Source organism: Bradyrhizobium sp. Ken64 (assembly GCF_055807555.1).
In genome coordinates this window covers 196,267-222,221 of record NZ_JBVVPA010000006.1, presented here as the reverse complement: position 1 = coordinate 222,221, position 25,955 = coordinate 196,267, and the positions used below count along the sequence as shown (strand labels likewise).

27 protein-coding genes are annotated in these 25,955 nt (G+C 63.9%); 16 read left to right on the top strand and 11 right to left on the bottom strand.

The window, feature by feature from the left end; genetic code table 11:
* Positions 1-5: 5 nt before the first annotated feature.
* The 3 genes from AC0L2F_RS13410 (at position 6) to AC0L2F_RS13400 (ending at position 3,632) form a co-directional block, all read left to right on the top strand.
* Positions 6-1,178, top strand: a complete 1,173-nt coding sequence (locus tag AC0L2F_RS13410; protein WP_007611885.1) for a M20 aminoacylase family protein — start codon at positions 6-8, stop codon at positions 1,176-1,178.
* A complete protein-coding gene (locus AC0L2F_RS13405) occupies positions 1,171-2,592 on the top strand; it encodes an amidase (RefSeq protein ID WP_473248660.1) in 1,422 nt (473 codons plus the stop codon). The genes AC0L2F_RS13410 and AC0L2F_RS13405 overlap by 8 nt, the downstream gene beginning before the upstream one ends.
* Before the next feature lie 149 nt (positions 2,593-2,741).
* Entirely contained in the window at positions 2,742-3,632 is an 891-nt protein-coding gene (locus tag AC0L2F_RS13400) for a crotonase/enoyl-CoA hydratase family protein (protein ID WP_473248658.1), read from the top strand.
* A gap of 115 nt (positions 3,633-3,747) precedes the next feature.
* Here AC0L2F_RS13400 and AC0L2F_RS13395 read toward each other — a convergent pair whose 3' ends face one another.
* Together AC0L2F_RS13395 and AC0L2F_RS13390 are read right to left on the bottom strand one after the other, a co-directional pair.
* Entirely contained in the window at positions 3,748-4,725 is a 978-nt protein-coding gene (locus tag AC0L2F_RS13395; protein WP_473248657.1) for an NADPH:quinone oxidoreductase family protein, read from the bottom strand.
* Positions 4,725-5,330, bottom strand: coding sequence for a 2-hydroxychromene-2-carboxylate isomerase (locus AC0L2F_RS13390; RefSeq protein WP_063995838.1), 606 nt, complete (start codon positions 5,328-5,330; stop codon positions 4,725-4,727). The genes AC0L2F_RS13395 and AC0L2F_RS13390 overlap by 1 nt, the downstream gene beginning before the upstream one ends.
* A 110-nt stretch (positions 5,331-5,440) precedes the next feature.
* Between AC0L2F_RS13390 and AC0L2F_RS13385 the strand changes: the two genes are divergently transcribed.
* Complete coding sequence (locus AC0L2F_RS13385; protein ID WP_007611891.1) at positions 5,441-6,463, top strand: methionine synthase; 1,023 nt, start codon at positions 5,441-5,443, stop codon at positions 6,461-6,463.
* A 4-nt stretch (positions 6,464-6,467) separates the two neighbouring features.
* The gene (locus AC0L2F_RS13380) at positions 6,468-6,695 is read left to right on the top strand and encodes a hypothetical protein (protein ID WP_473248656.1); all 228 of its coding nucleotides are present in this window, start codon (positions 6,468-6,470) and stop codon (positions 6,693-6,695) included.
* Here the strand turns inward: AC0L2F_RS13380 and AC0L2F_RS13375 are convergent.
* The 3 genes from AC0L2F_RS13375 to AC0L2F_RS13365 form a co-directional block, all read right to left on the bottom strand.
* A complete protein-coding gene (locus tag AC0L2F_RS13375; protein ID WP_063995837.1) occupies positions 6,692-7,309 on the bottom strand; it encodes a hypothetical protein in 618 nt (205 codons plus the stop codon). The genes AC0L2F_RS13380 and AC0L2F_RS13375 overlap by 4 nt on opposite strands.
* 107 nt (positions 7,310-7,416) lie before the next feature.
* A complete protein-coding gene (gpt, locus tag AC0L2F_RS13370; protein ID WP_007611893.1) occupies positions 7,417-7,944 on the bottom strand; it encodes a xanthine phosphoribosyltransferase in 528 nt (175 codons plus the stop codon).
* A 36-nt stretch (positions 7,945-7,980) separates the two neighbouring features.
* Positions 7,981-8,718: a competence/damage-inducible protein A gene (locus AC0L2F_RS13365; RefSeq protein WP_063995835.1), complete on the bottom strand. Its 738-nt coding sequence runs from the start codon at positions 8,716-8,718 to the stop codon at positions 7,981-7,983.
* 277 nt (positions 8,719-8,995) lie between these two features.
* Between AC0L2F_RS13365 and AC0L2F_RS13360 the strand changes: the two genes are divergently transcribed.
* From AC0L2F_RS13360 to AC0L2F_RS13340, 5 genes are all read left to right on the top strand, one after another.
* A complete protein-coding gene (locus AC0L2F_RS13360; RefSeq protein ID WP_007611895.1) occupies positions 8,996-10,414 on the top strand; it encodes a circularly permuted type 2 ATP-grasp protein in 1,419 nt (472 codons plus the stop codon).
* Between the two features lie 4 nt (positions 10,415-10,418).
* A complete protein-coding gene (locus AC0L2F_RS13355) occupies positions 10,419-11,363 on the top strand; it encodes an alpha-E domain-containing protein (RefSeq protein WP_007611898.1) in 945 nt (314 codons plus the stop codon).
* Between the two features lie 109 nt (positions 11,364-11,472).
* A complete protein-coding gene (locus AC0L2F_RS13350; protein ID WP_007611900.1) occupies positions 11,473-12,321 on the top strand; it encodes a transglutaminase family protein in 849 nt (282 codons plus the stop codon).
* A 123-nt stretch (positions 12,322-12,444) separates the two neighbouring features.
* Positions 12,445-13,203, top strand: a complete 759-nt coding sequence (locus AC0L2F_RS13345; RefSeq protein WP_007611902.1) for a proteasome-type protease — start codon at positions 12,445-12,447, stop codon at positions 13,201-13,203.
* A gap of 26 nt (positions 13,204-13,229) precedes the next feature.
* Positions 13,230-13,988 (top strand): SDR family oxidoreductase, encoded by a 759-nt coding sequence (locus AC0L2F_RS13340; RefSeq protein WP_063995833.1) that lies wholly within the window; start codon positions 13,230-13,232, stop codon positions 13,986-13,988.
* Between the two features lie 170 nt (positions 13,989-14,158).
* On the opposite strand, the gene AC0L2F_RS13335 is transcribed toward AC0L2F_RS13340, so the two are convergent.
* Positions 14,159-15,397, bottom strand: a complete 1,239-nt coding sequence (locus AC0L2F_RS13335) for an MFS transporter (protein WP_473248655.1) — start codon at positions 15,395-15,397, stop codon at positions 14,159-14,161.
* Positions 15,398-15,555: 158 nt separating this feature from the next.
* On the opposite strand from AC0L2F_RS13335, the gene AC0L2F_RS13330 reads away from it, so the two are divergent.
* Positions 15,556-16,806, top strand: a complete 1,251-nt coding sequence (locus tag AC0L2F_RS13330) for a NupC/NupG family nucleoside CNT transporter (RefSeq protein WP_473248654.1) — start codon at positions 15,556-15,558, stop codon at positions 16,804-16,806.
* A 103-nt stretch (positions 16,807-16,909) separates the two neighbouring features.
* The gene (locus AC0L2F_RS13325) at positions 16,910-19,036 is read left to right on the top strand and encodes an O-linked N-acetylglucosamine transferase, SPINDLY family protein (RefSeq protein WP_473248653.1); all 2,127 of its coding nucleotides are present in this window, start codon (positions 16,910-16,912) and stop codon (positions 19,034-19,036) included.
* A gap of 12 nt (positions 19,037-19,048) precedes the next feature.
* On the opposite strand, the gene AC0L2F_RS13320 is transcribed toward AC0L2F_RS13325, so the two are convergent.
* Together AC0L2F_RS13320 and AC0L2F_RS13315 are read right to left on the bottom strand one after the other, a co-directional pair.
* Entirely contained in the window at positions 19,049-19,588 is a 540-nt protein-coding gene (locus tag AC0L2F_RS13320; protein WP_063995830.1) for a cupin domain-containing protein, read from the bottom strand.
* Between the two features lie 154 nt (positions 19,589-19,742).
* Positions 19,743-20,030 (bottom strand): usg protein, encoded by a 288-nt coding sequence (locus tag AC0L2F_RS13315; RefSeq protein WP_007611911.1) that lies wholly within the window; start codon positions 20,028-20,030, stop codon positions 19,743-19,745.
* Positions 20,031-20,404: 374 nt separating this feature from the next.
* Here AC0L2F_RS13315 and AC0L2F_RS13310 point away from each other — a divergent pair, with 374 nt between their 5' ends.
* Positions 20,405-20,719 carry a co-chaperone GroES gene (locus AC0L2F_RS13310; protein ID WP_007611913.1) on the top strand — a complete coding sequence of 105 codons (315 nt, stop codon included), beginning with the start codon at positions 20,405-20,407 and terminating at the stop codon, positions 20,717-20,719.
* A gap of 44 nt (positions 20,720-20,763) precedes the next feature.
* Complete coding sequence (groL, locus tag AC0L2F_RS13305) at positions 20,764-22,404, top strand: chaperonin GroEL (protein WP_007602475.1); 1,641 nt, start codon at positions 20,764-20,766, stop codon at positions 22,402-22,404.
* 118 nt (positions 22,405-22,522) lie between these two features.
* Here the strand turns inward: groL and AC0L2F_RS13300 are convergent, their stop codons facing one another.
* The 3 genes from AC0L2F_RS13300 to AC0L2F_RS13290 form a co-directional block, all read right to left on the bottom strand.
* Positions 22,523-22,810 (bottom strand): GIY-YIG nuclease family protein, encoded by a 288-nt coding sequence (locus AC0L2F_RS13300; protein ID WP_473248652.1) that lies wholly within the window; start codon positions 22,808-22,810, stop codon positions 22,523-22,525.
* Between the two features lie 67 nt (positions 22,811-22,877).
* On the bottom strand, positions 22,878-23,624 hold the full coding sequence (gene lepB, locus AC0L2F_RS13295; RefSeq protein ID WP_473248651.1) for a signal peptidase I: 747 nt from the start codon (positions 23,622-23,624) through the stop codon (positions 22,878-22,880).
* A gap of 107 nt (positions 23,625-23,731) precedes the next feature.
* Positions 23,732-24,565 (bottom strand): LysR family transcriptional regulator, encoded by an 834-nt coding sequence (locus tag AC0L2F_RS13290; RefSeq protein WP_473248770.1) that lies wholly within the window; start codon positions 24,563-24,565, stop codon positions 23,732-23,734.
* 132 nt (positions 24,566-24,697) lie between these two features.
* Here AC0L2F_RS13290 and AC0L2F_RS13285 point away from each other — a divergent pair, with 132 nt between their 5' ends.
* Positions 24,698-25,291, top strand: a complete 594-nt coding sequence (locus AC0L2F_RS13285) for a cysteine hydrolase family protein (RefSeq protein ID WP_473248650.1) — start codon at positions 24,698-24,700, stop codon at positions 25,289-25,291.
* Positions 25,292-25,304: 13 nt separating this feature from the next.
* A complete protein-coding gene (locus tag AC0L2F_RS13280) occupies positions 25,305-25,943 on the top strand; it encodes a glutathione binding-like protein (RefSeq protein WP_473248649.1) in 639 nt (212 codons plus the stop codon).
* The last annotated feature ends 12 nt before the right edge of the window (positions 25,944-25,955 follow it).

Genomic DNA, 25,955 nt, shown 5'->3' with positions numbered 1-25,955 from the left:
AACACATGCCCACGATCGACCGCATCGACGGCTATGCCGACGAACTCACAGCTATCAGGCGCGACCTTCACGCCCATCCGGAAATCGGCTTCGAGGAAGTGCGCACCTCCGGAATCGTCGCGGACAAGCTGAAGAGCTGGGGTATCGAGGTGCATCGCGGTCTCGGCGGCACCGGCGTGATCGGCGTCATCAAGGGCAAGGGTTCGGGCGGCAAGCGTATCGGGCTTCGCGCCGACATGGACGCGCTGCCGATGGAGGAGAACACCAATCTGAAATGGAGTTCGAAAATCCCCGGCCGCTTCCACGGCTGTGGCCATGACGGCCACACCACCATGCTGCTCGGCACCGCGCGCTACCTCGCCGAGACCAAAAACTTCGACGGCACAGTGCACCTGATCTTCCAGCCGGCCGAGGAAGGCCTCGGCGGCGCCCGCGCCATGATCAAGGACGGGCTGTTCGAGAAGTTTCCGTGCGACGAGCTCTACGGCCTGCACAACGCGCCCGACCTCAACCACGGCGAAATCGCGATCCTGCCCGGCCCGGCGATGGCCAGCGCCGACTTCTTCGATCTCCGCATCACCGGCTATGGCGCGCACGGCGCGATGCCCGAACGCTCCAAGGACGCCGTGATCATCGCGACCACGCTGGCGCAGGCGATCCAGACCATTGTCAGCCGCAACGTCGAGCCGCTGCAGGCCGCCGTCGTCTCGATCACGCAGATTCACGCCGGTTCGGCGTACAACGTCATCCCCGGCGACGCGCATCTTTGCGGCACCATCCGCACTTTCTCGAAAGAAGTCCGCACTCTGATCAGCGAACGCATTCGCACGATCTGCGCCGGCATCGCGAGCGCCTATCAGTGCGTGATCGACGTCGACATCCGCGACACCTTCGATGTGCTGGTCAACCAGGTCGAGCAGTCCAAGGTGGTCGAGGAGGTCGCGCGCACCATCGTCGACCCCGCCAACGTGATCACCCGCGCCCAGCCGAAGATGGGCAGCGAGGATTTTGCCGACATGCTGCAAACCATTCCCGGCGCCTATTTCTGGGTCGGCCACGACGGCTCGGTACCCGTGCACAATCCCGGCTTCGTGCTCGACGACAAGATCCTGCCGATCGGTGCCAGCATGTTCGCCCGGATCATCGAGACCCGTATGCCGGTGGGTGCCCATGCATAAAAAGGGTGTCGAAGAGGAAGTCACCTCGCTGCACGATCTCTCCGCGGTCGACCTGATCGCGGGCTATCGCGCCAAGCAGTTCTCGCCGAGCGAGGTGCTGGAAGACGTACTCGCGCACGTCGCCGCGTGGGAGCCGCACCTCAAGGCGCTTTATGCATTTGATCCCGACGGTGCGCGCGAGGCCGCGAAGGCCTCGACCGCACGCTGGTCCGGGGGCGAGCCGTCCGGCGCGCTCGACGGCGTGCCGGTGACGGTGAAGGACAATATCGCGACCAAGGGCGTGCCGGTGCCGCTGGGCGCGGCCAGCGTCAAGCTCGTGCCGGCCGAGAAGGACGCACCACCGGCCGCGCGCCTGCGCGAGGCCGGTGCGATCATCTTCGCCAAGACCACCATGCCCGATTACGGCATGCTGTCCTCGGGGCTCTCCAGCTTTCATGCGCTCGCGCGCAATCCCTGGGACCTCTCCAAGAATCCCGGCGGCTCCAGCGCCGGCGCGGGCGCTGCGGCTGCGGCCGGCTATGGTCCGCTGCATCTCGGGACCGATATCGGCGGCTCGGTCCGGCTGCCCGCGGGCTGGTGCGGCCTTGTCGGGTTGAAACCGAGCTTTGGCCGCGTGCCGATCGATCCCACCTATGTCGGCCGCGTCGCCGGTCCCATGACCCGCACAGTCGATGATTGCGCGCTGATGATGAGCGTGATCGCAAAGCCCGATCGCCGCGACGGCATGAGCCTGCCCGCCGAGCCGCTCAACTGGAAGGGGCCGGAGAAATCCCCGCGCAAACTCCGCATCGGATTGATGCTCGATCCCGGCGTTGGCCTGGCGCTGGAGAAACCAGTGCGCGAGGTCGCTGTGAAGGCGGCGAAAGCGTTCGAATCCGCAGGGGCCGTCGTCACCGAGGTCGACGGCATCCTCACGCGCGAGATGCTCGACGGCCTCGACAACTTTTGGCGCGCACGGATGTGGGATGATCTGTCGAAGCTGACGCCCGCCGAACAGGCAAAGGTGCTGCCCTACATTTTCAAGTGGGGCGAATCCGGCGCGAAGCTCTCGGGTATCGACGTCATCAGGGGCTTCAACCAGACCATGGCAATCCGCGCTGCGGCATCAAAACTGTTCTGCGAGCTCGACTATGTGATCTCGCCGACCGCGCCGAACGTGAACTATCCGGCGGAGTGGGCCTCGCCGACCAACGATCCCATGAAGCCGTTCGAACACATCGCCTATACCGTGCCATGGAATATGTCGGAAAATCCGGCGATCTCGATCAACGGCGGCTTCGACGCCAGGGGTTTTCCCATCGGCGTGCAGATCGTCGGCCGCCGCTTCGACGATATCGGCGTGCTTGGCATGGCCAAGGCATTTGAGAGCCTGCGCGGGCCGCAGAAGCCCTGGCCCAGCCCGCCGGCGAAGTAATCTACATACTCCGTCATGGCCGGGCTTGTCCCGGCCATCCACGTCTATACGCTTGCACCGAAGCAAGTACGTGGATGCCCGGGACAAGCCCGGGCATGACGGCAGGCTGCGTAGCAACACCAATAACAAAGAAAAGGAAGGAAACCACCATGGCGTATGAGACGATCAAATACGAGGTCGCCGAGCAGATCCTCACCATCACGCTGAACCGGCCCGACAAGCTCAACGCCTTCAACGCGCAGATGCAAGGAGAGCTGATCGACGCGTTCGACGCCGCCGACAAGGACGACGACGTCCGCGCCATCATCGTCACAGGCGCCGGTCGCGGTTTTTGCGCGGGCGCAGATCTTTCGTCTGGCGCCGACACCTTCGATCGCGACGCACGGCGCGGGCCCGTCAAACGCTTCGCCGACGGCAAGGTCGACTACAGCGATTCCCAGGTGCGCGACGGCGGCGGCCAGGTGACGTTGCGCATCTTCAAATGCCTGAAGCCGGTGATTGCCGCGGTAAACGGTCCCGCGGTCGGCATCGGCGTCACCATGCAGCTCGCGATGGACATCCGCATCGCGTCCGACGCCGCGCGCTTCGGCTTCGTGTTCTCCCAGCGCGGCATCGTGCCGGAGGCCGCCTCGAGCTGGTTCCTGCCGCGCATCGTCGGCATCTCGCAAGCGCTGGAATGGTGCTATTCGGGCCGCGTCTTCCCGGCCCAGGAAGCCCTCGCCGGTCGCCTCGTCAGCAAGGTCGTAGCCCCTGATGATCTGCTGCCGACCGCCCGTGCGCTCGCCAAGGAATTCGCGGCGAAGACGGCGCCGGTGTCGGTGGCGCTGATCCGCCAGATGATGTGGCGCATGATGGGCGCGGACGATCCGATGGAGGCCCACAAGGTCGACAGCCGTGGCATCTACGCCCGCGGCCGCTCGGACGATGTGAAGGAAGGCGTGGTGTCGTTCCTGCAAAAGCGCCCTGCGCAGTTCAAGGACAAGGTGTCGAGCGATATGCCGGACTATTTCCCGTGGTGGACGGAGCGGGAATACAAGTAGCGCACCGTCATTCCGGGGCTCGCGAAGCGAGAACTCTGGTGCGCACTTGCGCACCTGAGAATCTCGAGATTCCGGGTTCGCCCTTCGGGCGCCCCGGAATGACGGTGGATGGAGGTCACTCCATCAACAACGCCACGCGCCCGATCGCCTTGCGGTCGATCAGCAGCCGCATCGCCTTCGCAAACTCCTCCAGCGGCAGGCGATGCGAGACGTTGGGGCGCAGCTTGCCCTCCTCGGCCCATGTGAGCAGCGCCTTCAGCCGCACCTCACCGAGCGCGGGATTTTTCCGTACCGCTTCGCCCGCGCGCACGCCGAGCACGCTCGCGCCCTTGATGAGCAAGAGATTGGTTTTCGCTGAGCCGATGCCGCCGGTGAAGCCGATCACCAGCAGCCGCGCGCCCCAGGCGATGCAACGCATCGAATTCTCGAACACTTCGCCGCCGACGGGATCGAACACGACGTCGGCACCGCGACCGTCGGTGATGCGCTTGACAGCATCACGAAACGGCTCGCGGTCGTAGCGCACGAGATGATCGGCGCCGCGCGCCTTGGCAATCGCGAGCTTTTCGTCGCTGGACGCCGTCGCGATCACGGTCGCGCCCAGCATCTTGCCGATCTCCACGGCAGCAAGGCCGACGCCCCCGCCGGCGCCATGCACCAGCAGCACCTCTCCCGGCGCAACCCGGCCGCGGTCGATCAGCGCGTGATAGGCGGTGCCGTGCCCGGCGAGATAGGTCGCGGCTTCCGCATAGTCGAACGTCGACGGCATCGGCGTGAGCTGCGATGGGATCGCCACCGCTTCATCGGCGAAGGCGCCGTGCCGCATCTTGACGATGACCTTGTCGCCGACGGCGACGCCTCTCGCCTCTGCGCCAACCTCGGTCACGTCGCCGGCTGCCTCCATCCCCGGCGTAAACGGCAGCTCCGGCTTGAGCTGGTATTCGCCGGCCGCCATCAGCACGTCGGGGAAATTCAAGCCGGCGGCACGGATCGCGACGCGCACTTCGCCCGGCTTCAGGGCGCGCGACGGAAACGCTTCAAGCTGCAATTTTTCGGGCGCGCCGAGCGCGCGGCAGACGACAGCCCGCACCATCAGGCCGCGCTCGCCTTGCGCAGCAGAGCCTCGCGGATCAACGGCAGGCGGTCATTGCCGAAATACATGTCGGTCTTGCCGACGAAGATCGTCGGCGACCCAAAACCGCCGCGGGCGACGACCTCTTCGGTGTTGGCCTTGAGCTGGTCCTTAATCCCCTGCCCCGAAATGCCCGCAAAGAATTTCTGCTCGTCGAGGCCCACCTTCCTGCAGATCTCGGCGAGCACTGCGTCCTGCGAGATGTCCTTGTCTTGGCCCCAATAGGCCTCGAACACCGCCGTGGCGAAAGGCACCGTTTCCTGCCCGAGCCAGATGCAGCCGCGCATCGCCTTCACGCTGTTGACCGGAAACACCGTCGGCGGCATCTTGATCGCGAGACCGGCCGAGCGGGACCAGTCGGCAAGGTCCTTTTTCATGTAGCGTGCCTTCAGCGGCACCGGTGTCTCACGCTGCGCATAGACACTTGGGTTGACCGTATTGAAGATGCCGCCCACCAGGATCGGCCGCCAGATGATCTCCACGCCAACCTCCCTGGCCAGCGGCTGGATGTTGTGGAAGGCGAGATAGGTCCAGGGGCTGGAACAGTCGAAAAAGAATTCGATCATGGCGTTTCCCGTCCGGCGCCGCCGGTTTCGAGGCGACTTTTGTTGTTCTGTACCTCGACGTTAAGACATGGCAGGAAGGGGCGCAATCATAACCCGCCGTGAGGGCCGCCATGCTGTTTCCAACCACGATCGCCGGCTCCTTGCCGAAGCCGGAATGGCTCGCCGAACCCAACATGCTCTGGGCGCCCTGGAAGTCGCAGGGCGAGGAGCTCGTCCGCGCCAAGCGCGATGCGACGATGCTTGCCGTCAAAGTCCAGGAGGATGCCGGCATCGACATCGTCACCGAGGGCGAGCAGGCCCGGCAGCATTTCGTCCACGGTTTCCTGGAGAAGATCGAGGGCATCGACTTCGCCCACAAGGTCGAGATGGGCATCCGCAAGGATCGCTACAAGGCGATGGTGCCGCAGGTCGTCGCCCCGCTCCGGCTGAAGAGCCGCGTCCACGCCGACGAGGCGCGCGTCGCCCGCGCGCACACGAGAAAGAAGCTGAAATTCACCCTGCCCGGCCCGATGACCATCATCGACACCATTGCCGATCGCTACTATGGCGATCGCGTCAAGATGGCCTTTGCGTTCGCCGAACTCCTGAACGAGGAAGCCAAGGCGCTCCAGGCCGACGGCGTCGATCTCGTGCAGTTCGACGAGCCCGCCTTCAACGTCTACATGGACGAGGTCAACGATTGGGGCATCAAGGCGCTGGAGCGCGCCGCGCAAGGCCTGACCTGCGCCACCGCCGTACACATCTGCTACGGCTACGGCATCAAGGCCAACACCGACTGGAAGGAAACGCTCGGCGCGCAATGGCGGCAGTACGAGCAGATCTTTCCTGCGATCGACGCCAGCCCGATCCAGCAGGTCGCGATCGAATGCCGCAACTCGAAGGTGCCGCTCGACCTGCTCGCCCTGCTCAAGACCAAGATCGTGCAGGCTGGCGTGATCGACGTCGCGAGCGACACGGTCGAGACCGCCGAGGATGTCGTGCAGGTGATCGACGCCGTTTCGAAATTCGTGCCCAAGAGCAACATCATCGCCACTACCAATTGCGGCATGGCGCCGATGCGGCGCGAGATCGCCGAAGCCAAGCTGATGGCGCTCGGCGCCGGTGCCGCGCTGGCCCGCGAGAAGCTGGGTTGAGGCGGTGGTCCGTCTGACGTTCACCATTGCAGCGCTTGCAGCGTTCGCGCTGCCTGCGCATGCGGAGGATCGTTCCGTGCTGCTCAATTGCAAAGCCATCGTGGAGCGTGCGTCGAAGGATGCGAATGTTGCGAGCGAAGCCGAGCTGACACGGTGCCGCCAAGTGATCCGCGAATGGGCGTTGCGCGATGCGCGGACGACAGTGGATGAAAACGGTAAGCCGCTGCGCTAGCTGCGCGCGGTCGGATGCAGCACAGGTTGATATCCAGCGATGATCGCGCGCAGCGTGGAAGGCGGCGTCAGCAACATCGGATGATCGAGGGCGCTCGAATGCGGGGCGTAACCCGCGGATGACCACAGCAGCGCCTTGCCCTGCGCGATGAGGAAGCAGTCGTCGCCCTGTTGCACCATCGCGCCGGCCGGCAATTCCGCGAGCGGCATCGGCAGCGCGTGCAGTCGTTTCTTGCCACGATCGAGTCGTTCCCGATGCAGTACGGCATCCATCGCCTTGGCGCTGGTGCCGCGGGCATCGTTGCCCATCTCCCATGCTGCGCGAAAGCGCTTCGCATCATCGCGGCGGCAGAAGAAGCAGGGACGGTGTCCCGCGGCAAAGGCGGTGGCCTCGTCAAGGAAGAACAGCTCGGTCCAGCTCCGCCGTGCCATCACGGGCCGGCGCCAACCGCGGAATTCGCACAGGCAGGTGATCCAGGCCGGCGACGACCAGCGCTTTTTCAACAGCGTCTTCGTCGCGGGATCATGGATGATGCCGCGGTTGCCGGTGAACAGGCCGCGGTGCGGCGTGGCAATGATCTCGCCAGTCGGCGTGACGCGGTTTTGCAGGGGCATGGTCGCCTCCGCCCGTCATTGCGCGGAGCGAAGCGACGAAGCAATCCAGACTGTTTCCGCGGACACATTTCTGGATTGCTTCGCTGCGCTCGCAATGACGGCGATGATTACGCCGCCCCGTCGCGAAGCGGCGGGTGATAGGACAGCGCGGTGTCCCAGGGGAAGAAGATCCAGGTGTCCTGCGAGACTTCCGTGATGAAGGTGTCGACCAGCGGACGTCCCTTCGGCTTGGCGTAGACGGTTGCGAAATGCGCGTCGGGCATCATCGCACGCACCAGCTTGCCGGTCTTGCCGGTGTCGACGAGGTCGTCGACGATCAGGAGCCCCTTGCCGGTGCCGCCGCCAAGCTTCATCACGTCTTCGGAAATGCCCTTCAGCACTTTGAGGTCGCCCTGCTTGTCGTGGTCGTAGCTGGCGATGCAGACCGTATCGATCACGCGCACGCCGAGCTCGCGCGCCACGATCGCCGCCGGCACAAGGCCGCCGCGGGTGATCGCGATCACCGCATGAAACGGACCAACCTCATTGAGCCGCCAGGTCAGTGCCCGGCAATCCCGGTGGAACTGGTCCCACGAGACCGGAAAGGGGCGGCCCGCCCGTTCTTCCGCACTTAGTTCCGGTGCTTCACCAGCCATCCTCGTCTCCTGCTTCGCCTGCCGGCAGCTAGGTTGCTAGCGGGTGATGTTCAATCCCGCCAGCATTTCCTTCACCGCCGCCATTGCGGCTGCGAGCTTGTCCGCATCGCGCGAGCGCACCACCAGATTGGTGTTCGGCTTCTGCTCTTCATCCATGAAGGGATAGCTGCCGATGATGGTGTCGGGATGTTGAGCGGCAATCGCCCGCAGCGGGCCGCCGATGTCGCCCTCCCGCGCATTGGCGCGGACCGATTCGGAAAGCATGCGCACGCCCGATTTCAGCTTGGGCGAGACGATGTCCATCATCGCCTGCATGATCGAGGGCACGCCCGCCATGACGATGACATTGCCGATCTTGAAGCCCGGCGCGAGGATGGTCGCGCTCTGGATCAGCTCGGCACCATCGGGAATGCGGGCCATGCGCAGGCGGGCCTCGTTGAGGTCCTGCTCGCTCCAGCGCTCGCGGAAACGGGCGACCACCTCCGGGTGATGGTCGATGCCGACGCCGAACGCCTTGGCGACGCTGTCAGCGGTGATGTCGTCATGGGTCGGCCCGATGCCGCCTGTGGTGAAGACATAGGTGTAGCGATGCCGCAGTGCATCCAACGCCGCAATGATGTCGGGCTCGTCGTCGGAGACGACCCGGACCTCCTTCAGGTCGATGCCGATATTGGTCAGGTATTCGGCGATGAAGCCGATGTTCTTGTCCTTGGTCCGGCCGGACAGGATTTCGTCCCCAATGACCAGAATGCCCGCCGTGACGATCTCGCTCATACCTCAAGTCCCTCACCTATCGGCCCGACTTTGCCGAGGTAACGCGTTGAAGTCACGCGGTTTTGCTGCCGAAATAAGCAGTCCTCAGCCATTTTTTCAGGCAAGCCGCCGGCCATCCCCGGCAAATGTCCTCTCCCCATGCTTATCGCGCTGGCCCGGCCCTTGCTACCGCATGAAAGTCATGCACTCTTGCCGCATGGCCAGGACGTTGCGGTCTTCACCAAGGCCTGGCGACCTGTCGAATGGCGCAACGCCTTGCGGAGACAAGTCGGGATCTATGGCAGTCGCGTTTGATGAAATGAACATTCCCGGTGGGGACCTTCGCCCCGCCTATCAGGAGCTGGCGCGCTGGCTCAAGGAGACGCCTCCCGAGGCGCTCGAATATCGCCGCCAGGAGGCCGAGCTCCTCTTCCGCCGCATCGGCATTACCTTCGCGGTCTACGGGGACTCCGAGTCCACGGAGCGCCTGATTCCCTTCGACGTGATTCCGCGGATCATGTCCGGCAAGGAATGGGCGCTGCTGGAGAAGGGCCTGAAGCAGCGCGTGCGCGCGCTCAACATGTTCTTGCGCGACATCTATCACGGCCGCGACATCCTCCGCGCCGAGATCGTACCCGACGACCTCATCTTTCAGAACCCGGTCTTCCGTCCTGAGATGAACGGCCAGCAGGTGCCGCACGACGTCTACGTGCACATCGCCGGCATCGACATCGTCCGGGTCGATTCCGAGGACTTCATCGTGCTGGAGGACAATGCGCGCACGCCCTCCGGCGTGTCCTACATGCTGGAAAACCGCGAGATCATGATGCGGTTGTTTCCGGACCTGTTCGCCCGCCACAGGGTGGCGCCGGTCGAACGCTATCCGGACGAGTTGCTGTCCGCTCTTCGCTCTGTGGCGCCGCAAAGCGCCTCCGGCGAGCCGACCGTCGCGTTGCTCACGCCGGGCGTCTACAACTCGGCCTATTACGAGCACTCCTTCCTCGCCGACAAGCTCGGTATTGAGCTGGTCGAGGGCCGCGACCTCATCGTCAAGAACAACGAAGTGTTCATGCGCACGACCGAGGGCGTGAAACGGGTCGACGTGATCTACCGCCGCGTCGACGACGACTACCTCGATCCCCTCACCTTCCGCCCCGATTCCGCGCTCGGCGTGCCCGGGCTGATGTCGGCCTATGCGGCAGGCAACATCACGCTCGCCAACGCCGTCGGCACCGGCATCGCCGACGACAAGGCGATCTACTCCTACATGCCGGACATCGTAAAATTCTACCTCGGCGAGGAGCCGATTCTGAAGAACGTGCAGACCTGGCGCTGCCGCGAGCCGAAGGATCTGGCCTATGTGCTGGATAATTTGAGCGAACTCGTCGTGAAGGAGGTGCACGGCTCCGGCGGCTACGGCATGCTGATCGGTCCTGCCGCGACCAAGGCGACGATCGAGGCCTTCCGCGAAAAGCTCAAGCGCGAGCCCGAAGGCTTCATTGCGCAGCCGACGCTGGCGCTCTCGACTTGCCCGACATGCACGGCATCCGGCCTTGCGCCGCGCCACGTGGACCTGCGGCCGTTCGTGCTCACAGGAAGCAAGAGCACCACGATCGTGCCCGGCGGGTTGACACGCGTTGCCCTGAAGGAAGGCTCCCTGGTGGTGAATTCGAGCCAGGGCGGCGGTACCAAAGATACCTGGATCCTGGACGAGTAGAGAGATGCTGTCGCGTACCGCCGAAAACCTCTATTGGCTCGCCCGCTACGTCGAACGGGCCGAGTATCTCGCGCGCACCATCGATGCGACGCTGCGCGTCACCGCGCTTCCCGCCGCCTATATCGGCAAGACCAACGAATGGGACTCGGCGCTTTTGACCGCCGGCGTCGCCGCCAGCTTCTATCAGCAGTATGAAGAAGCCAACGAGCGCAACGTCGTCGACTATCTCTCGTTCTCGGCGGATAATCCGTCGTCGATCAGGAATTGCATCGAGGCGGCGCGGCTGAATTCGCGCTCGGTGCGCACGGCACTGACGAGCGAGATGTGGGACACCATCAACTCGGCCTGGATCGAATTGCAGGAGGTCTGGAGCAGAGGGACCTCCACGCGCGAGGACCTCGCGAAATTCCTGCGCTTCGTGCAGGAGACCTCGTTGCGCTTCGACGGCTCGGCCTACCGGACCATGTTGCGCAACGACGCCTACTGGTTCTCGCGGATGGGCCTGCATCTCGAACGCGCCGACAACACCGCGCGCATTCTAGACGTGAAATACCATGTGCTGCTGCCCGAGGAGGAGCATGTCGGCGGCCCGCTCGATTTCTACCAGTGGACCTCGATCCTGCGCTCGGTCTCGGCGCTGACGGCCTATCACTGGGTCTATCGCGAGACGCTGAAACCCTGGCTGATCGCGGATTTGCTCATCCTCAACGATTCGCTGCCGCGTTCGCTCGCAAGCTGCTACGGCAATCTGGTGCGCAATCTCGATCAGATCGGGGTCGCCTATGGCCGCCAGGGCCCGGCCCAGCGCCATGCCCGCGGCATCCGCAACCGGCTGGAACACAGCAATATGAACGACATTTTCCAGCATGGCGTGCATGAATTCATTCAGGAATTCATCTCGGACAATTCCAGGCTGGGCGAAATCATCACGAAGCAGTATTTGATCTGATCTTCTGTCATTCCGGGATGGTCCGTAGGACCAGACCCGGAATCTCGAGATTCCGGGTTCGATGCTGACGCATCGCCCCGGAATGACCACCTAGAAATCACGGTCCCCCATGCGCCTGCGAATTCTGCACACCACGACCTATCGCTACGAGCCGCAGGCCACGAGCGTGATCCAGATCCTGCGCATGACGCCCGGCAGCCATGACGGGCAATATGTGGCGGAGTGGCAGATCGACGTGTCGACCGACACCAAGCTCGACACCCACGAGGACGCGTTCGGCAACGTCACCCATGTGCTGTCCTGCGGACCCGTCGGCGACATCAAGATCACCGCCGAGGGCCTGATCGAGACCCACGACACCGGCGGCGTTCTTCGCGGCGCCGACGAGCGCTTTCCGGCCGGCATGTTCTTGCGCGCCACCGACCTCACCACGGTCAATCCGGCGATGAATGCGGTCGCGCGCCAGCTGCGCAGCGAGGCCGAGAGCGACACGCTCGGCTTCCTGCACACGCTCATGACGCAAATCAGCGATCACATGACCTTCGACGAGGACCCCACCAACAGCGGCACGTCGGCGGCGGAAGCATTCACGCTCAAGCGCGGCGTCTGCCAGGATTACGCGCACATCTTCATCGCCTGCGCCCGCAGCGGCGGCGTGCCGGCGCGCTTCGTCTCCGGCCACTTTCTGCGCTCCGACGGCACGGTGCATCAGGACGCGGGCCATGCCTGGGCGGAGGCCTACGTCGACGGCCTCGGCTGGGTCGGCTTCGACCCCGCCAACAGCATCTGCGCCACCGACGCCCATGTCCGCGTCGCGATCGGGCTCGATTATCTCGGCGCAGCCCCCGTGCGCGGCACCCGCTATGGCGGCGGCGCGGAGACGCTTTCGGTGGCGGTCAAGGTCGAGCAAGCCGGCCGCGGCGGACAGTCGCAATCGCAGTCCCAGCGGCAGAGCTGAGCCGCGCGGCGCGCGCCCCTCAGCCACGGCCGGTTTCCACCCTGCCGCCCCGCGGCAATCGGGGGTTGGAGCGGCCCTTGAAATTGGCTAGTAATTCCGCGCAAACGCGTTCGGGGACAGGAAATGACCTATTGTTGCGGAATTCTGGTTCGGGACGGTCTGGTGATGATCGCCGACACCCGCACCAATGCCGGCCTCGACAACGTCTCGACCTTCCGCAAGCTCCACATCTTCTCCAAGCCCGGCGACCGCATCATGGCGATCGCCAGCGCCGGCAACCTCGCGATCAGCCAGTCGGTGCTCTCGACGTTGACCGAGGGCCTCGAAGACCCCAACACGGGTGAGATCGAGACGCTGATGAACGCGCCGACCATGTTCCAGGCCGCCCAGCGCATCGGCCGGGCGATCCGGGCCGTGCACACGACCGAAGGGCCGGCGCTCAAATCAGAGGACGTGTCGTTCGACGTGTCCTTCCTGTTCGGCGGCCAGATCAGCGGCGCGCGCATGCGCCTGTTCATGGTCTACACCGCCGGCAACTTCATCGAATGCACCACCGACACACCCTATTTGCAGATCGGCGAACACAAATACGGCAAGCCGGTGCTCGACCGCGCCATGCATTACGACGTCGAGCTCTACGAGGCGCTGAAGACCGGGCTGATCTCGATGGATTCGACCATGCGCTCGAATCTCGGCGTCGGCCTACCGATCGACGTGCTGGTGGTGCGCGCCGACGCCTGCGAGGCCGATCTCAACCACCGCATCGAGGCGGGGGAGCCCTATTTCCACGATTTGCGCTCGCGCTGGTCGGCGGCCTTGCGCGCCGCGCATCAGAACATTCCGCGGCCGCCCTACAAGAACGAAAAAGAATCCAAAACCTGACAACTCAAGAGAAAAGGCAGGAAACGATGAGTGAAGCGAAAAAGATCGCGGTGGTGACGGGCGCCGGCACTGGAGTCGGGCGCGCGGCGTCGCTTGCGCTGATGAACACAGGCTTCACCGTGGTACTCGTCGGGCGCCGGCCGGATATGCTCGAGGAGACGGCCAAGCTCGGCCCCGCCGGAAAGAGCCTCTGCGTCACCGCCGACATGACCAAGCCGGACTCGATCGCCGCGCTGTTCGACAAGGTGAAGGCCACCTATGGCCGGCTCGACGTGCTCTTCAACAATGCCGGCATGGGCGCACCGCCAGTGAATTTCGAGGATCTCAGCCTCGAACAGTGGCAGGCGGTGGTGAACACCAACCTCACCGGCCCGTTCCTGTGCACCCAGCACGCCTTCCGCATCATGAAGGAGCAGAGCCCGCGCGGCGGCCGCATCATCAACAACGGCTCGATCTCGGCGCATGCGCCGCGGCCGTTCTCGGCGGCCTACACCTCGACCAAGCACGCCATCACCGGCCTCACCAAGGCGTCCAACCTCGACGGCCGCATGTACGACATCGCGGTCGGCCAGGTCGACATCGGCAATGCCGCAACGCCCATGACCGACCGCATGGTCAACGGTCCCGGCGTGCTGCAGCCCGACGGCACGTCGAAGCAGGAGCCGCGCATGGATGCGAAAGCGGTCGGCGATGCCGTCGCCTACATGGCCGGCCTGCCGCTCGATGCCAACGTGCTGACCATGACCGTCATGGCCACCAAGATGCCGTTCGTGGGACGGGGCTGAATCAAAAACGCGAAAACAACCCCATGCACAGTAGGCGGCATGGGGTTGCGACCTCGCTCTGCAAGCGGACGTGAGGTCGGCTAAATCTCACCACTGCTTCAACAATCGTCATTGCGAGCGCAGCGAAGCAATCCAGACTACCACCGCGGCAAGATTCTGGATTGCTGCTCCTACTCCAGCCTCTCCACCTGCCGCAGGCTCGGGAACAGCTTCATCCACAGCAGCGCCACCGCGACCGTGCAGACGCCGCCCAGCACGGCTGCCGGCATGGCGCCGAACAGTGCGGCGGCAACCCCGCTCTCGAACTGGCCGAGCTGGTTGGAGGCATTGATGAAGAGGAAGTTCACCGCACCGACCCGGCCGCGCATCTCGTCGGGGGTCGCGAGCTGCACCAGCGAGAAGCGGATCACGACGCTGATCGTATCGGCCGCGCCGAGAACGGCGAGCGCGAGCACCGACAGCCACATCCAGGACGACAGCGCGAACACGATCGTTGCGACGCCGAACACGATCACCGCCTGAAACATGCGCAGGCCCACATGCCGCGAAATGGCGTGACGGGCCAGCACCAGGGTCATCAGCAGCGCGCCGACCGCGGGCGCAGCGCGCAGGATCCCGAGCCCCATCGGGCCGGTCTGGAGGATATCTCGGGCATAGATCGGCAGCAGCGCCGTGACGCCGCCGAACAGCACCGCGAACAGATCGAGCGAGATGGTGCCCAAGATCGCCGGATTGCTGCGGATGAAGCGCACGCCGGCAAAGATATTGTCGGCGCCCGCCATATCCTTGGCGATGGCCTGCGGTCGCGGCCGGATGAAGCCGGTCAGGATCATCCCAAGGATCCAGAACAGCACCATCACTGTGTAGGCAAGATGCGGCGCGACCGCGTAGGCAAAACCGCCGAGCGCCGGCCCTGTAATGGTCGCGACCTGCGCCGCACCACTGGAGACAGCGGTGGCGCGCTGGAGCGAGCCCTGCGGCGCAATCGCCGGCAGCAGCGCGGCAGTGGTCGGACTTTCGAAGGCTCCGGCAATGCCGAGCACGAAGGTTGCCACGAAAATCTGAACTTCGCTGACCAAGCCGAGATAGGTGATGATGCCGAGATAGAGTGCGGTCGCCGCCTCCACCAACTGGCAGAGCTGAACCACGCGCTTGCGCTCGTAGCGGTCGGCGGCATGGCCGGCGACGAACACCAGCAGCGCCGTGGGCAAGAACTGCACGAGACCGACCATGCCGAGGTCGAAGGCCGAGCCGGTGAGGTCGTAGATCTGCCAGCCGATCGCGACCGCCGCGATCTGGCTGGAAAAACGCGACAGGCTGCGCGAGAGCAGGAAGAACAGGAAGGCGCGATGGGAGAGGAGCGCGCGGGCACTGACCGGCGGGTTTCCCGATATTGGCTGGTCTGGCATCGCCTCTTCGGTCACGCTCGGACTATCCGGCTCCTGATGTCGACGTGCTCCGCGTGGCTGACGCGGACCTGCTTGTCAACAGCGTGACGCCCCGCCAATCTCCCGGCATTGCGTTTGCAACGCAGGGGTGGCCATAATCATCGGGGTTTGGGGGCATCATGCTGCGGCTGCAATCGGCACTCGGCGTTTTCGCATTGCTGTTGATCGCCCTGGCACTGAGCGAGAATCGCCGCGCGGCCTCGCTGCGCCAGGCGGCGATCGGCCTCGTCGCCACCTTCGTCACCGCGATCGTTCTCCTGAAGGTGCCAATCGTCGCGCGCGCCTTCGGTGCCATCAACGACGCCGTGGGCGCGATCTCGGCGGCCTCGCGCGCCGGCTCCTCCTTCGTATTCGGCTATGTCGGCGGCGGTCCCCTGCCCTTCGACCTGAAAGCACCGGGTGCCGATTTCATCCTGGCTTTCCAGGCGCTGCCGATCGTGCTGGTCATGAGTGTGCTGACGACGCTGCTGTTCTATTGGCGTGTGCTGCCGCCGATCGTGCGCGGCATGGCGTGGCTGCTGGAGCGGACGCTCGGCGTCGGTGGCGCGGTCGGGCTCTCGACCGCCGCCAACATCTTTCTCGGCATGGTCGAGGCGCCGCTGTTCGTGCGGCCTTATCTCGCGCGGATGACCCGCAGCGAGTTATTCCTGGTAATGACCGGCGGCATGGCCGGCATCGCCGGCACGGTGCTTGTGCTGTATGCGACGCTCCTTGCTCCCCTCATTCCCGACGCAGCGGCGCATTTCGTCATCGCCTCGGTGCTGGGCGCGCCGGCCGCGATCCTGGTCAGCCTCATCATGGTGCCCGAGACATCCGACAAGCGCACCGGCGGCGCACTGGAAGATCCCGACATGGAAGTCTCCGGCACGATGGATGCGATCGTGAAAGGGACCGGCGCGGGGATCGAGCTGCTGATCAACATCGTCGCCATGCTGCTGGTGCTGGTGGCGCTGGTCTACCTCGTCAATGCGATCCTCGGCCTGCTGCCTGATATCGGCGGCGCCGCGATCTCGTTGCAGCGCCTGCTCGGCCTCATGATGGCGCCGGTGTGCTGGTTGATGGGATTGCCGTGGGACCAAGCGATCACCGCCGGCAGCCTGATGGGCACGAAAACCGTACTCAACGAACTGATCGCCTATGTCGACTTCTCGAAGCTGCCGCCCGGCACGCTCGATCCGCGCTCGCGCCTGATCATGCTCTATGCGATGTGCGGCTTCGCCAATTTCGCCAGTCTCGGCATCATGATCGGCGGTCTCGGCGTGATGGCGCCGGAACGGCGCGAGGAAATCAACGCGCTCGGGCTGAAGTCGATCGTGTCGGGGACGCTGACGACGTGTCTGATGGGCGCGGTGGTGGGGGTGCTGACGTGAAGCTTGTGTGAGGCTGGCGTCCTCGTCGCTCCGATGGGGCGCAGCGCAATCCGAACAATCCTTCCATGTTAATCTCGTCGGGAGATTCGGGTGGAATTGATTCATGAGCGACAGCGTCGGCCAGCGTGCATTTCAAAACTCGCGGCTTCAGAAACGGCAAAAAGCAGAGGTGGGGCCGTTGCTAGCGGGCGCCCTCCAGCTGCATAAGGCAGGACTTCTCCGCGAGGCCAAGACGGCCTATCGCGAACTCCTGGAGCTTGCGCCCAACCAATTCATAGCGCTGCATTTGCTGGGCGCCCTGGAGTCTGAAGCCAAAAACTATCGGCAAGCCCAAGTTCTGCTGAGCCGAGCGGTTGCCGTGGATCCGCGATCTGCCGAAGCTCATATGAGCCTGGGCGTCGCGCTCAACGGGCTAAAACGTCACAATGAGGCCCGCGAGAGCTATCGAAAGGCCCTCGCCTTGCGACCCAACTACGCCTTGGCTTTGTCTAATCTCGGTAACGCGAGCGCGGCCCTCGAGCTTTACCAGGAAGCGCTCGAGAGCTACGACAAGGCGCTCGCAATTGACGGAAAACTTTCCGAAGCCCATAACGGCCGTGGCTGGGCGCTCTGCCGTGTGCGCGCCTATGACGAGGCTATCGCAAGCTTAAACCGCGCGCTATCGATCAAGGCTGACTATGCCTCGGCGCTGTCGACCCGCGCCGTTGCTTTGCGAGAACTTCAGCGATTTGACGAAGCCATGGCGGATTGCAATCGCGCAATCGCGCTTGCACCCGACGACGCGAATGGATGGCTCTGGCGGGCCAGTATCTTGCTCCTGACCCGGCAAGTTGCCGAAGCATTGTCCGATTGCGAGAAGGCTCTCGCGGCCGATCCCGGCTTCTCTCAGGCCCACAGCCTGCTCGGACAATGTCTCGCGGCACTTGGCCGGGTCGACGAAGCCCTCGCCAGTTTCGACAGAGCTATCGACATCGAGCCTGATCAGAGCACGATCTCGAGCAAGATATTCACCCTCGATTTTATCGCCGACGCCAGCGTTGCGCAGCATCAGCAAGCGCGACATGTATGGTGGGAGCAGATCGGTGCGAAGATCGCCTCGGCAGCGGCGGCACCGCATGAGAACAGCCGAGATCCGGATCGCCGTCTGGTACTGGGTTATGTCTCGTCGGATTTTCACGCACATTCGGCGGCGTTCATTTTCAAGCCGGTCCTGCAGCACCACGATCGGGCACGATTCGAGATCGTCTGCTACGCGTGTTCAGTGAAAACGGATGCGACGACCCGCGAATTTCAGGGGATGGCCGATCGCTGGCGCGACGCCTCGCAATGGTCCGACGATCGCCTCGCCGCTCAGATCCGGGCCGATGGCGTCGACATCCTGATCGATCTGTCCGGCCATACCAGCGGAAACCGCCTCGGCGTGTTTGCGCGCAAGCCGGCACCTGTTCAGGCGCATGGCTGGGGCCACGGTACCGGGACCGGGCTGCCAACGATCGATTATCTATTCTCCGACCCCGTCGCGATTCCTGTCGCGGTTCGACATCTGTTTGCGGAGACCATCGTCGACCTGCCGTGCTTTGTGACGCTGGCGCCGCTGCCGGCCGGGATTGCGCGGGCGCCGACGCCGGCGATTGCGAACGGCTTCATCACATTCGGTGTCTTCAACCGCATCAGCAAGATTTCGAACGAGGCGGTGGAAGTGTGGTCCAGGATTCTCGAGCGGGTGCCGGGATCGCGACTGCTGATCAAGGATACTGCGCTGGATGCTCAGCTGGTCCGCGACAATCTACTGGCGCGGTTTGCCGCTTGCCGTTTGCCGGCCGAACGCGTCGATCTGCTCGGAGCCACGTCACGAGACGAACATCTGGCAGCGTTCAATCGCGTCGATATTGGCCTCGACCCATTCCCCCAGAATGGCGGCGTCAGCACGTGGGAAGCATTGCAGATGGGCGTGCCGGTGGTGGCGAAGCTCGGTCACAGCCTGCCGAGCCGTGCTGCCGGCTCCATCCTCACCGCGCTGGGCCTGCCGGAGTGGGTCGCGGATAGCGATGAGGCCTACGTCGAAATCGCAGCGAGCCGTGGGTCGCAGATCGGCGAGCTCGATAAGTTGCGCGGCGAACTGCCCGGACAGATCAGGGCTGCCGCCGCCGGCAACCCCGTCTCATACGCGCGAGCGGTGGACGATGCCTATCGCGCGATGTGGAAACGCTATTGCAACGACGGCGGCTGATCTCCGCCTCGCCTACGCCTTCAACTCCACGGTCCTGAACTCCGCCGGCAGGATCACCTCCAGCAGCTCGACGTCGTCCGAATAGTCCAGGATCATGTGCTTGATCTTCGGCGGCTGGGTCCAGGCGCTGCCTTGTTTCATCAGCGTCTCGCCCTCTCCGTCCATATAGGTCTTCACCCAGCCCTTGAGCACGTAGACCATCTGGAATTCGACGTCGTGGAAGTGCAGCTTCGACACCTCGTCCGGATTGCAAGGGCCTTGCAGCCGGATCACGTGCGCCTGCGCGAGGCCGTGGCTCGCGGCGGCGATGCCGAGATCGCGATACTTCGCGTAGGTGCGCAGACCGTCGGCCTTGAAGTCTTCCTCGCGGTGATGGCTGATCGCAATGCGCTGCTTGGGGCGCGCCGGTTTCTTGACGGATGACTTTGCCGGTGTCGCGCGAGCTTTCGCCTTCACCGCCTTGCGCGCCAAGGATCGTGCGGCGGGTTTGGCCCCGCTTCGCTTCTTCACCGCCGCCTGCGATGCGCTACGCGATTTTGCTTTCTTGGCCATGGGCGGTCTCCCCTTTTGTTATGGGGAGAGGCTAGCACAGAATGCGAAATCGCAGGGTGGGTTAGCGCTAACGTACCCACCACTTCTTTCCGCAACCGTTGAAGCATGGTGGGTTACGCTGACGGCAACCCACCCTGCAGCCCCGCGCTCGCCTTCAATGCAGCCGGAACACGCCGTCCACCGCGCGCAACTCGGCCGGCTTGATCAGCTTGGAATGCGCCACTGTCACCGAGTGAAGCGGTCCGTCGAGCTTTTCCTGCCAGAACGCCAGGAAATCCTTCAGCGCCGGAAATTTCGGAAACATGTCGTAGTCCTGCCAGACGTAAGTCTGGAGCAGTGAGGGATGATCCGGCATCCGATAGAGAATCTGCGCGGTCGTCATTCCGTAACCCAGCAGCTGTTTCCGGAAATCGTCCGAAACGGCTCCACTCCGCAAGCCCATGCCAACCTCCTTTGCAGGAGCGCATTCAAGGGGTGGCTTTCCGGTGCGCCTTAAGAGCCACCCGCTGCTGATGCGCTCACATGAGAGAAATGTGACGCAAACTGACAATCCATCTCAAGCCCAAAAGTTTAACAAGCTGTTGAAATTCAATGCGTTAGCAGCAGATACAGCTCCGTGCTAATACGGGCGCCGAGCGCGATTAACGATGGAAAGAGATTTTGGCAGGCGGCGCTTCCGAGTGCTATTTTTCTGCTACAAGCCCTTGCTCCCGCCAAAATCCTGCCTTATCTCAGCTGTGCCTGTGCTAGCACTCGCCGGCACAGACTGCTAACAATCCAAAATTTCCAACTCGTGCAAAAGCTTAGGAGAACTGCATGAATTTCCGTCCGCTTCACGACCGCGTCGTGGTCAAGCGCATCGACGCAGAAGAGAAGACCGCTGGCGGCATCATCATTCCCGACACGGCGAAGGAAAAGCCCTCGCAGGGCGAGATCGTCGCCGTCGGCCCGGGTGGCCGCGACGAAGCTGGCAAGCTGATCCCGATCGACCTGAAGGTCGGCGACCGCGTGCTGTTCGGCAAGTGGTCCGGCACCGAGGTCAAGATCGACAACGTCGACCTGCTGATCATGAAGGAAAGCGACATCATGGGCGTCCTCGACGTCCCCGCTTCCAAGAAGAAGGCGGCCTAAGAGCCCCTCTCTCATCCAGTTAAACACCTAAGGAAAAAATCCAGATGGCAGCTAAAGAAGTCAAATTCTCCGTCGATGCGCGCGACAAGATGCTTCGCGGCGTCGACATTCTCGCCAACGCGGTGAAGGTCACGCTCGGTCCGAAGGGCCGCAATGTCGTGCTCGACAAGTCGTTCGGCGCTCCCCGCATCACCAAGGACGGCGTCACCGTCGCCAAGGAGATCGAGCTCGAGGACAAGTTCGAGAACATGGGCGCGCAGATGGTGCGCGAAGTCGCTTCCAAGTCCGCCGACGCGGCCGGCGACGGCACCACCACCGCCACCGTGCTGGCCCAGGCGATCGTGCGCGAAGGCGCCAAGTCGGTTGCCGCCGGCATGAACCCGATGGATCTGAAGCGCGGTATCGACCTCGCGGTCGAAGCCGTCGTTGCGGACCTCGTCAAGAACTCCAAGAAGGTCACCTCGAACGACGAGATCGCCCAGGTCGGCACCATCTCGGCCAACGGTGACGCAGAGATCGGCAAGTTCCTCGCCGACGCCATGAAGAAGGTCGGCAACGAGGGTGTCATCACCGTCGAGGAAGCCAAGTCGCTCGAGACCGAACTCGACGTCGTCGAGGGCATGCAGTTCGACCGCGGCTACATCTCGCCCTACTTCGTCACCAACGCCGACAAGATGCGCGTTGAGATGGACGACGCCTACATCCTCATCAACGAGAAGAAGCTCTCATCGCTGAACGAGCTGCTGCCGCTGCTCGAGGCCGTGGTGCAGACCGGCAAGCCGCTGGTCATCGTCGCAGAGGACGTCGAAGGCGAAGCGCTTGCGACCCTGGTCGTGAACCGTCTGCGTGGCGGCCTGAAGGTCGCTGCCGTCAAGGCTCCGGGCTTCGGTGATCGCCGCAAGGCCATGCTGCAGGACATCGCGATCCTGACCGGTGGCCAGGCGATCTCGGAAGATCTCGGCATCAAGCTCGAGAACGTCACGCTCAACATGCTCGGTCGCGCCAAGAAGGTGATGATCGACAAGGAGAACACCACGATCGTCAACGGCGCCGGCAAGAAGGCCGACATCGAAGCGCGCGTGGCTCAGATCAAGGCGCAGATCGAGGAAACCACCTCGGACTACGACCGTGAGAAGCTCCAGGAGCGTCTTGCCAAGCTCGCTGGCGGCGTCGCGGTGATCCGCGTCGGCGGCGCGACCGAGGTCGAGGTGAAGGAGCGCAAGGATCGCGTTGATGACGCGATGCATGCGACTCGCGCGGCTGTGGAAGAAGGCATCGTCCCGGGCGGCGGCGTCGCCTTGCTCCGTGCCTCCGAGCAGCTCAAGGGCCTGCGCACCAAGAACGACGACCAGAAGACCGGCGTCGAGATCGTGCGCAAGGCGCTCTCCGCGCCCGCTCGCCAGATCGCGATCAATGCCGGTGAAGACGGCTCCGTCATCGTCGGCAAGGTCCTCGAGAACAAGTCGTACGCCTACGGCTTCGACTCCCAGACCGGCGAATATGTCGACCTCGTCAAGAAGGGCATCATCGACCCGACCAAGGTGGTCCGTACCGCGATCCAGAACGCAGCCTCGGTTGCGGCTCTCTTGATCACCACGGAAGCCATGGTCGCCGAGCTGCCCAAGAAGGGCGGCGCCGGTCCGGCGATGCCCCCGGGCGGCGGCATGGGCGGCATGGATTTCTGATCCAGCCATTCCGGCAAACGACAAAATGCGAAACCCCGGCAGCGATGCCGGGGTTTTTGTTATTCGGTGTCATTCCGGGGCGCGCGAAGCGCGAGCCAGGAATCGATAACCACGAGCCTCAGTTCGCTATCCCGGGATAGAGATCATCCCAGTTCGGGTTTTGCTCCTCGATCAGCCGCGTCTTCCAGTCGCGCCGCCACTTCTTGAGCTCTTTCTCGCGGGCAATGGCAGTTACGGCGATGTCGAAGATCTCGAACAGGACGAGCTTGTTGACGCCGTACTTCGTTGTGAAGCCGGGAACGGCTTTAGTCCTGTGCTCGTACACGCGACGCACGAGATCGTTGGTTACTCCAATATAGAGCGTGCCGTACTTCCTACTTGCAAGGATGTAGACGTAGTAGGCCATCACACCTGCCTGGGGTTATGGATTCCGGGCTCGGCACTTCGTGCCGCCCCGGAATGACGAACTCGAATCACCACACCTTCCCCAGCCGCTCCATGTGCGGCTCGCCGTGTTGGTCGAGCGACCAGAATATCCGCGTCACCTTGCCGACCAGATTGTCCATCGGCACGAATCCGATCGACGACATCACGCGGCTGTCGCTCGAGTTGTCGCGATTGTCGCCGAGCACGAAGAAATGGCCCGGCGGCACGGTGTAGACGTCGGTGTTGTCGTAGTAGCCGTTGTCGATGCAGTCCTGCGTGACGTAGGAGGCGCCGTTCGGCAGCGTCTCGCGCCAGCGCTTGGCCTTCGCACCGTCATCCACGCCGCAGGTGGAGCCGGCCACCACCGCCTTCAGGGCAACGCGCGTCACCGGGCGGTCGTTGAGGATGAGTTGGCCCTGCCGCATCTGGATGCGATCACCGGGCAGCCCGACCACGCGCTTGACATAGTCGACCGAGGTGTCCTTTGGCGTCCGGAATACGACGACGTCGCCATACTCGGGCTCGGCGGCCCGGACACGCCCGGAGATCCATGACGGCGCGAAGGGAAACGAATAGCGGCCATAGCCATAGGCATATTTTGCGGCAAAGACGTAGTCGCCGACGACCAGCGTCGGCGTCATTGAGCCGGACGGGATGTTGAACGGCTGAAACAGGAAGATGCGAAACAGGAACGGCGGCGACCACAGCACCGGGATCAGGAGGATCAGGATGACGATCGCCTTCCATTCCCGCACTTTGGCCTGCGGGTGGATGGTTTCCTGAAGAGTGGTCATGCGCCTGCCCTAATCAAGCCCGTCGTCGTCGCGAGATTACGCAACCTTTGCGCGCGCGCAATCCCATAACTTGGTCGCGCCGCGCACGGATCGCGTTCACGCCGCAATCAGCCGCGCGCGAGATCGCTGAAGCAGCGGCGGATCCATTCGATGGTGAGCCGCGTCGCCGGATCGCGCTTGAGATGGTTCTGCACCAGCAGCCAGACGTCGCGGCGCCCAGGCAGCAGCGTGGCGCGCAGGCGGCGATCGCCGAGCAAGTCGGCGCAGACGTGCTCCGGCAACACACCCGCGGCCTGATGCGCGCGGATCAGATTACGGATGACGCGAACGTTGTCGGTGACGCAGCGCGCGCGGGCTTTCTTCGTGCGCAGGAACTGCATCTCGGGAATGGCACCGAGTTCGTCCGGATAGGCGCACAGCACCGGCTCGCCCTCGGTCGCGACAGGCTCGAAATAATAGAGCTTGACATCACCGAGCCTGGAGATCGCGAAGTCGCCCTTGTCGGGCTTGCGCAGCCGGATAGCGAGATCGGCTTCCCAGCGCGAGAACTTGACGTTCTCGCTCGAGGTGAGGAATTGCAGCGTCAGGCCGGGATTGGCGCGCAGGAAGTCGCTCGCGCGCGGCGACAGAACCTCCTCGGCGACCGTGTTGGTGGAGGCGATACGCAGGCGTCCCACCGGGCCTGCCAGACTCTCGCCGACGCGACCGATCTCGGCGGCATGTGCGGCCATCGCCTCGACATGCGCCAGCACCGCCTCGCAACTCCGCGTCGGCCGGCGCTGGCCGTCCACCGCATCGAACAGCGGCACGCCGAGATCACGCTGGATGCGTGCGAGCCTGCGGCCGACGGTGGTCTCGTCGATGCGCAGCCGCGCGCTGGCGCCGGCATAGGTGCCCTCGTCCCTGACCGCGGCGATGATGCGCAGATCGTCCCAATTCATGGTGATGAGCCTAGCAGGCGCGACCGGTGCCTGCAAATTTGCAGCCATATGCTGCAATAGTCCTGCACATTGGCAGGGCGCCACCACGCTAGTGTCGCGCCATCCGATATTCCCCAAGAAGGCCCGACCCGCATGACCGCCCCTAAAACCCTGCTTGAACTGTCCGGCGCCGATCTCACTCCGCCCAGGCTCGCCGATTCCTGCCTCGTGCTGATCGACATCCAGAACGAATATTGCGCCGGCCCGCTCGCCTTGCCGGATGCGGAGCCCGCGATCGCCGCCGCCGCGCGTCTGCTCGCCCGCGCGAGGGCGAGCGGCGCCGCGATCTTCCATATCGCGCACAAGGGACGTGCCGGCAGCCTGTTCGACCGCGAGGCCGCGCGCGGCGCGATCGTCGGCAAGCTGGCGCCGCTCGCCAGCGAAGCCGTGATCGAAAAGGCGCTACCGAACGCTTTTGCCGGCACCGACCTGCAGGGCCAGTTGGCCGCAACCGGACGCACGAACATCGTGCTGGCCGGTTTCATGACCCATATGTGCATCAGCTCGACCGCCCGCGCCGCGCTCGACCTCGGCCTGCGCACGACGATCGCAGCCGATGCCTGTGCCACACGCGATCTTCCCGACGGCCGCGGCGGAGCGCTCTCCGCAAGGACCATCCACGAGGTCGCCCTGGCCGAATTGTCGGACCGGTTTGCGATCATCGCGCAAACCGAGACGTTGACCTGAAGGAGCGTGGGCGATGCTGCAACTCTATTTCTCGCCGATGGCCTGCTCGCTAGCGAGCCGCATCGCGCTGATGGAAGCGGGCCTCGATGCGCGCTATCATCCGGTCCGTCTCCAGACCAAGCAGGTCGTCGACGACGGCAGCGATTTCCTCGGCGTTTCGCCGAAGGGCGCGGTGCCGGTCCTGGTGCTGGAGAATGGCGAACGGCTGACAGAAAGCTCGGCGGTGCTGCAATACATCGCCGATCTGAAGCCGCAGGCGGGCCTTGCACCCGCATTCGGCGATCCCGACCGCTATCGGCTCCAGGAATGGCTCAGCTTCATCGGGGCCGAGATCCACAAGGCGTTCCTGTTTCCGACCTTCTGGTACAAGGACGACGCCTCGCTCGCCAAGCCGCGTGCAAGGATCACGCAGACATTATCGGTGCCATCCGCGCACCTTGAGGGCCGCGAATTCCTCGTCGGCAACAGTTTTACAGTCGCGGATGCCCACCTCACCTGGGCTTTGCTGCTGCTTCGTCCCGCAGGCGTGGACATCGCGCAATGGCCATCCTTGTCGACCTATCTCGCGCGCATGCAGGCGCGGCCCGCCGTACGGGACGCGATTGCGACCGAAATGGCGGTGCGCAAGACGATGGCGGCGAGCCCGGCGTGACAGGATGTCACG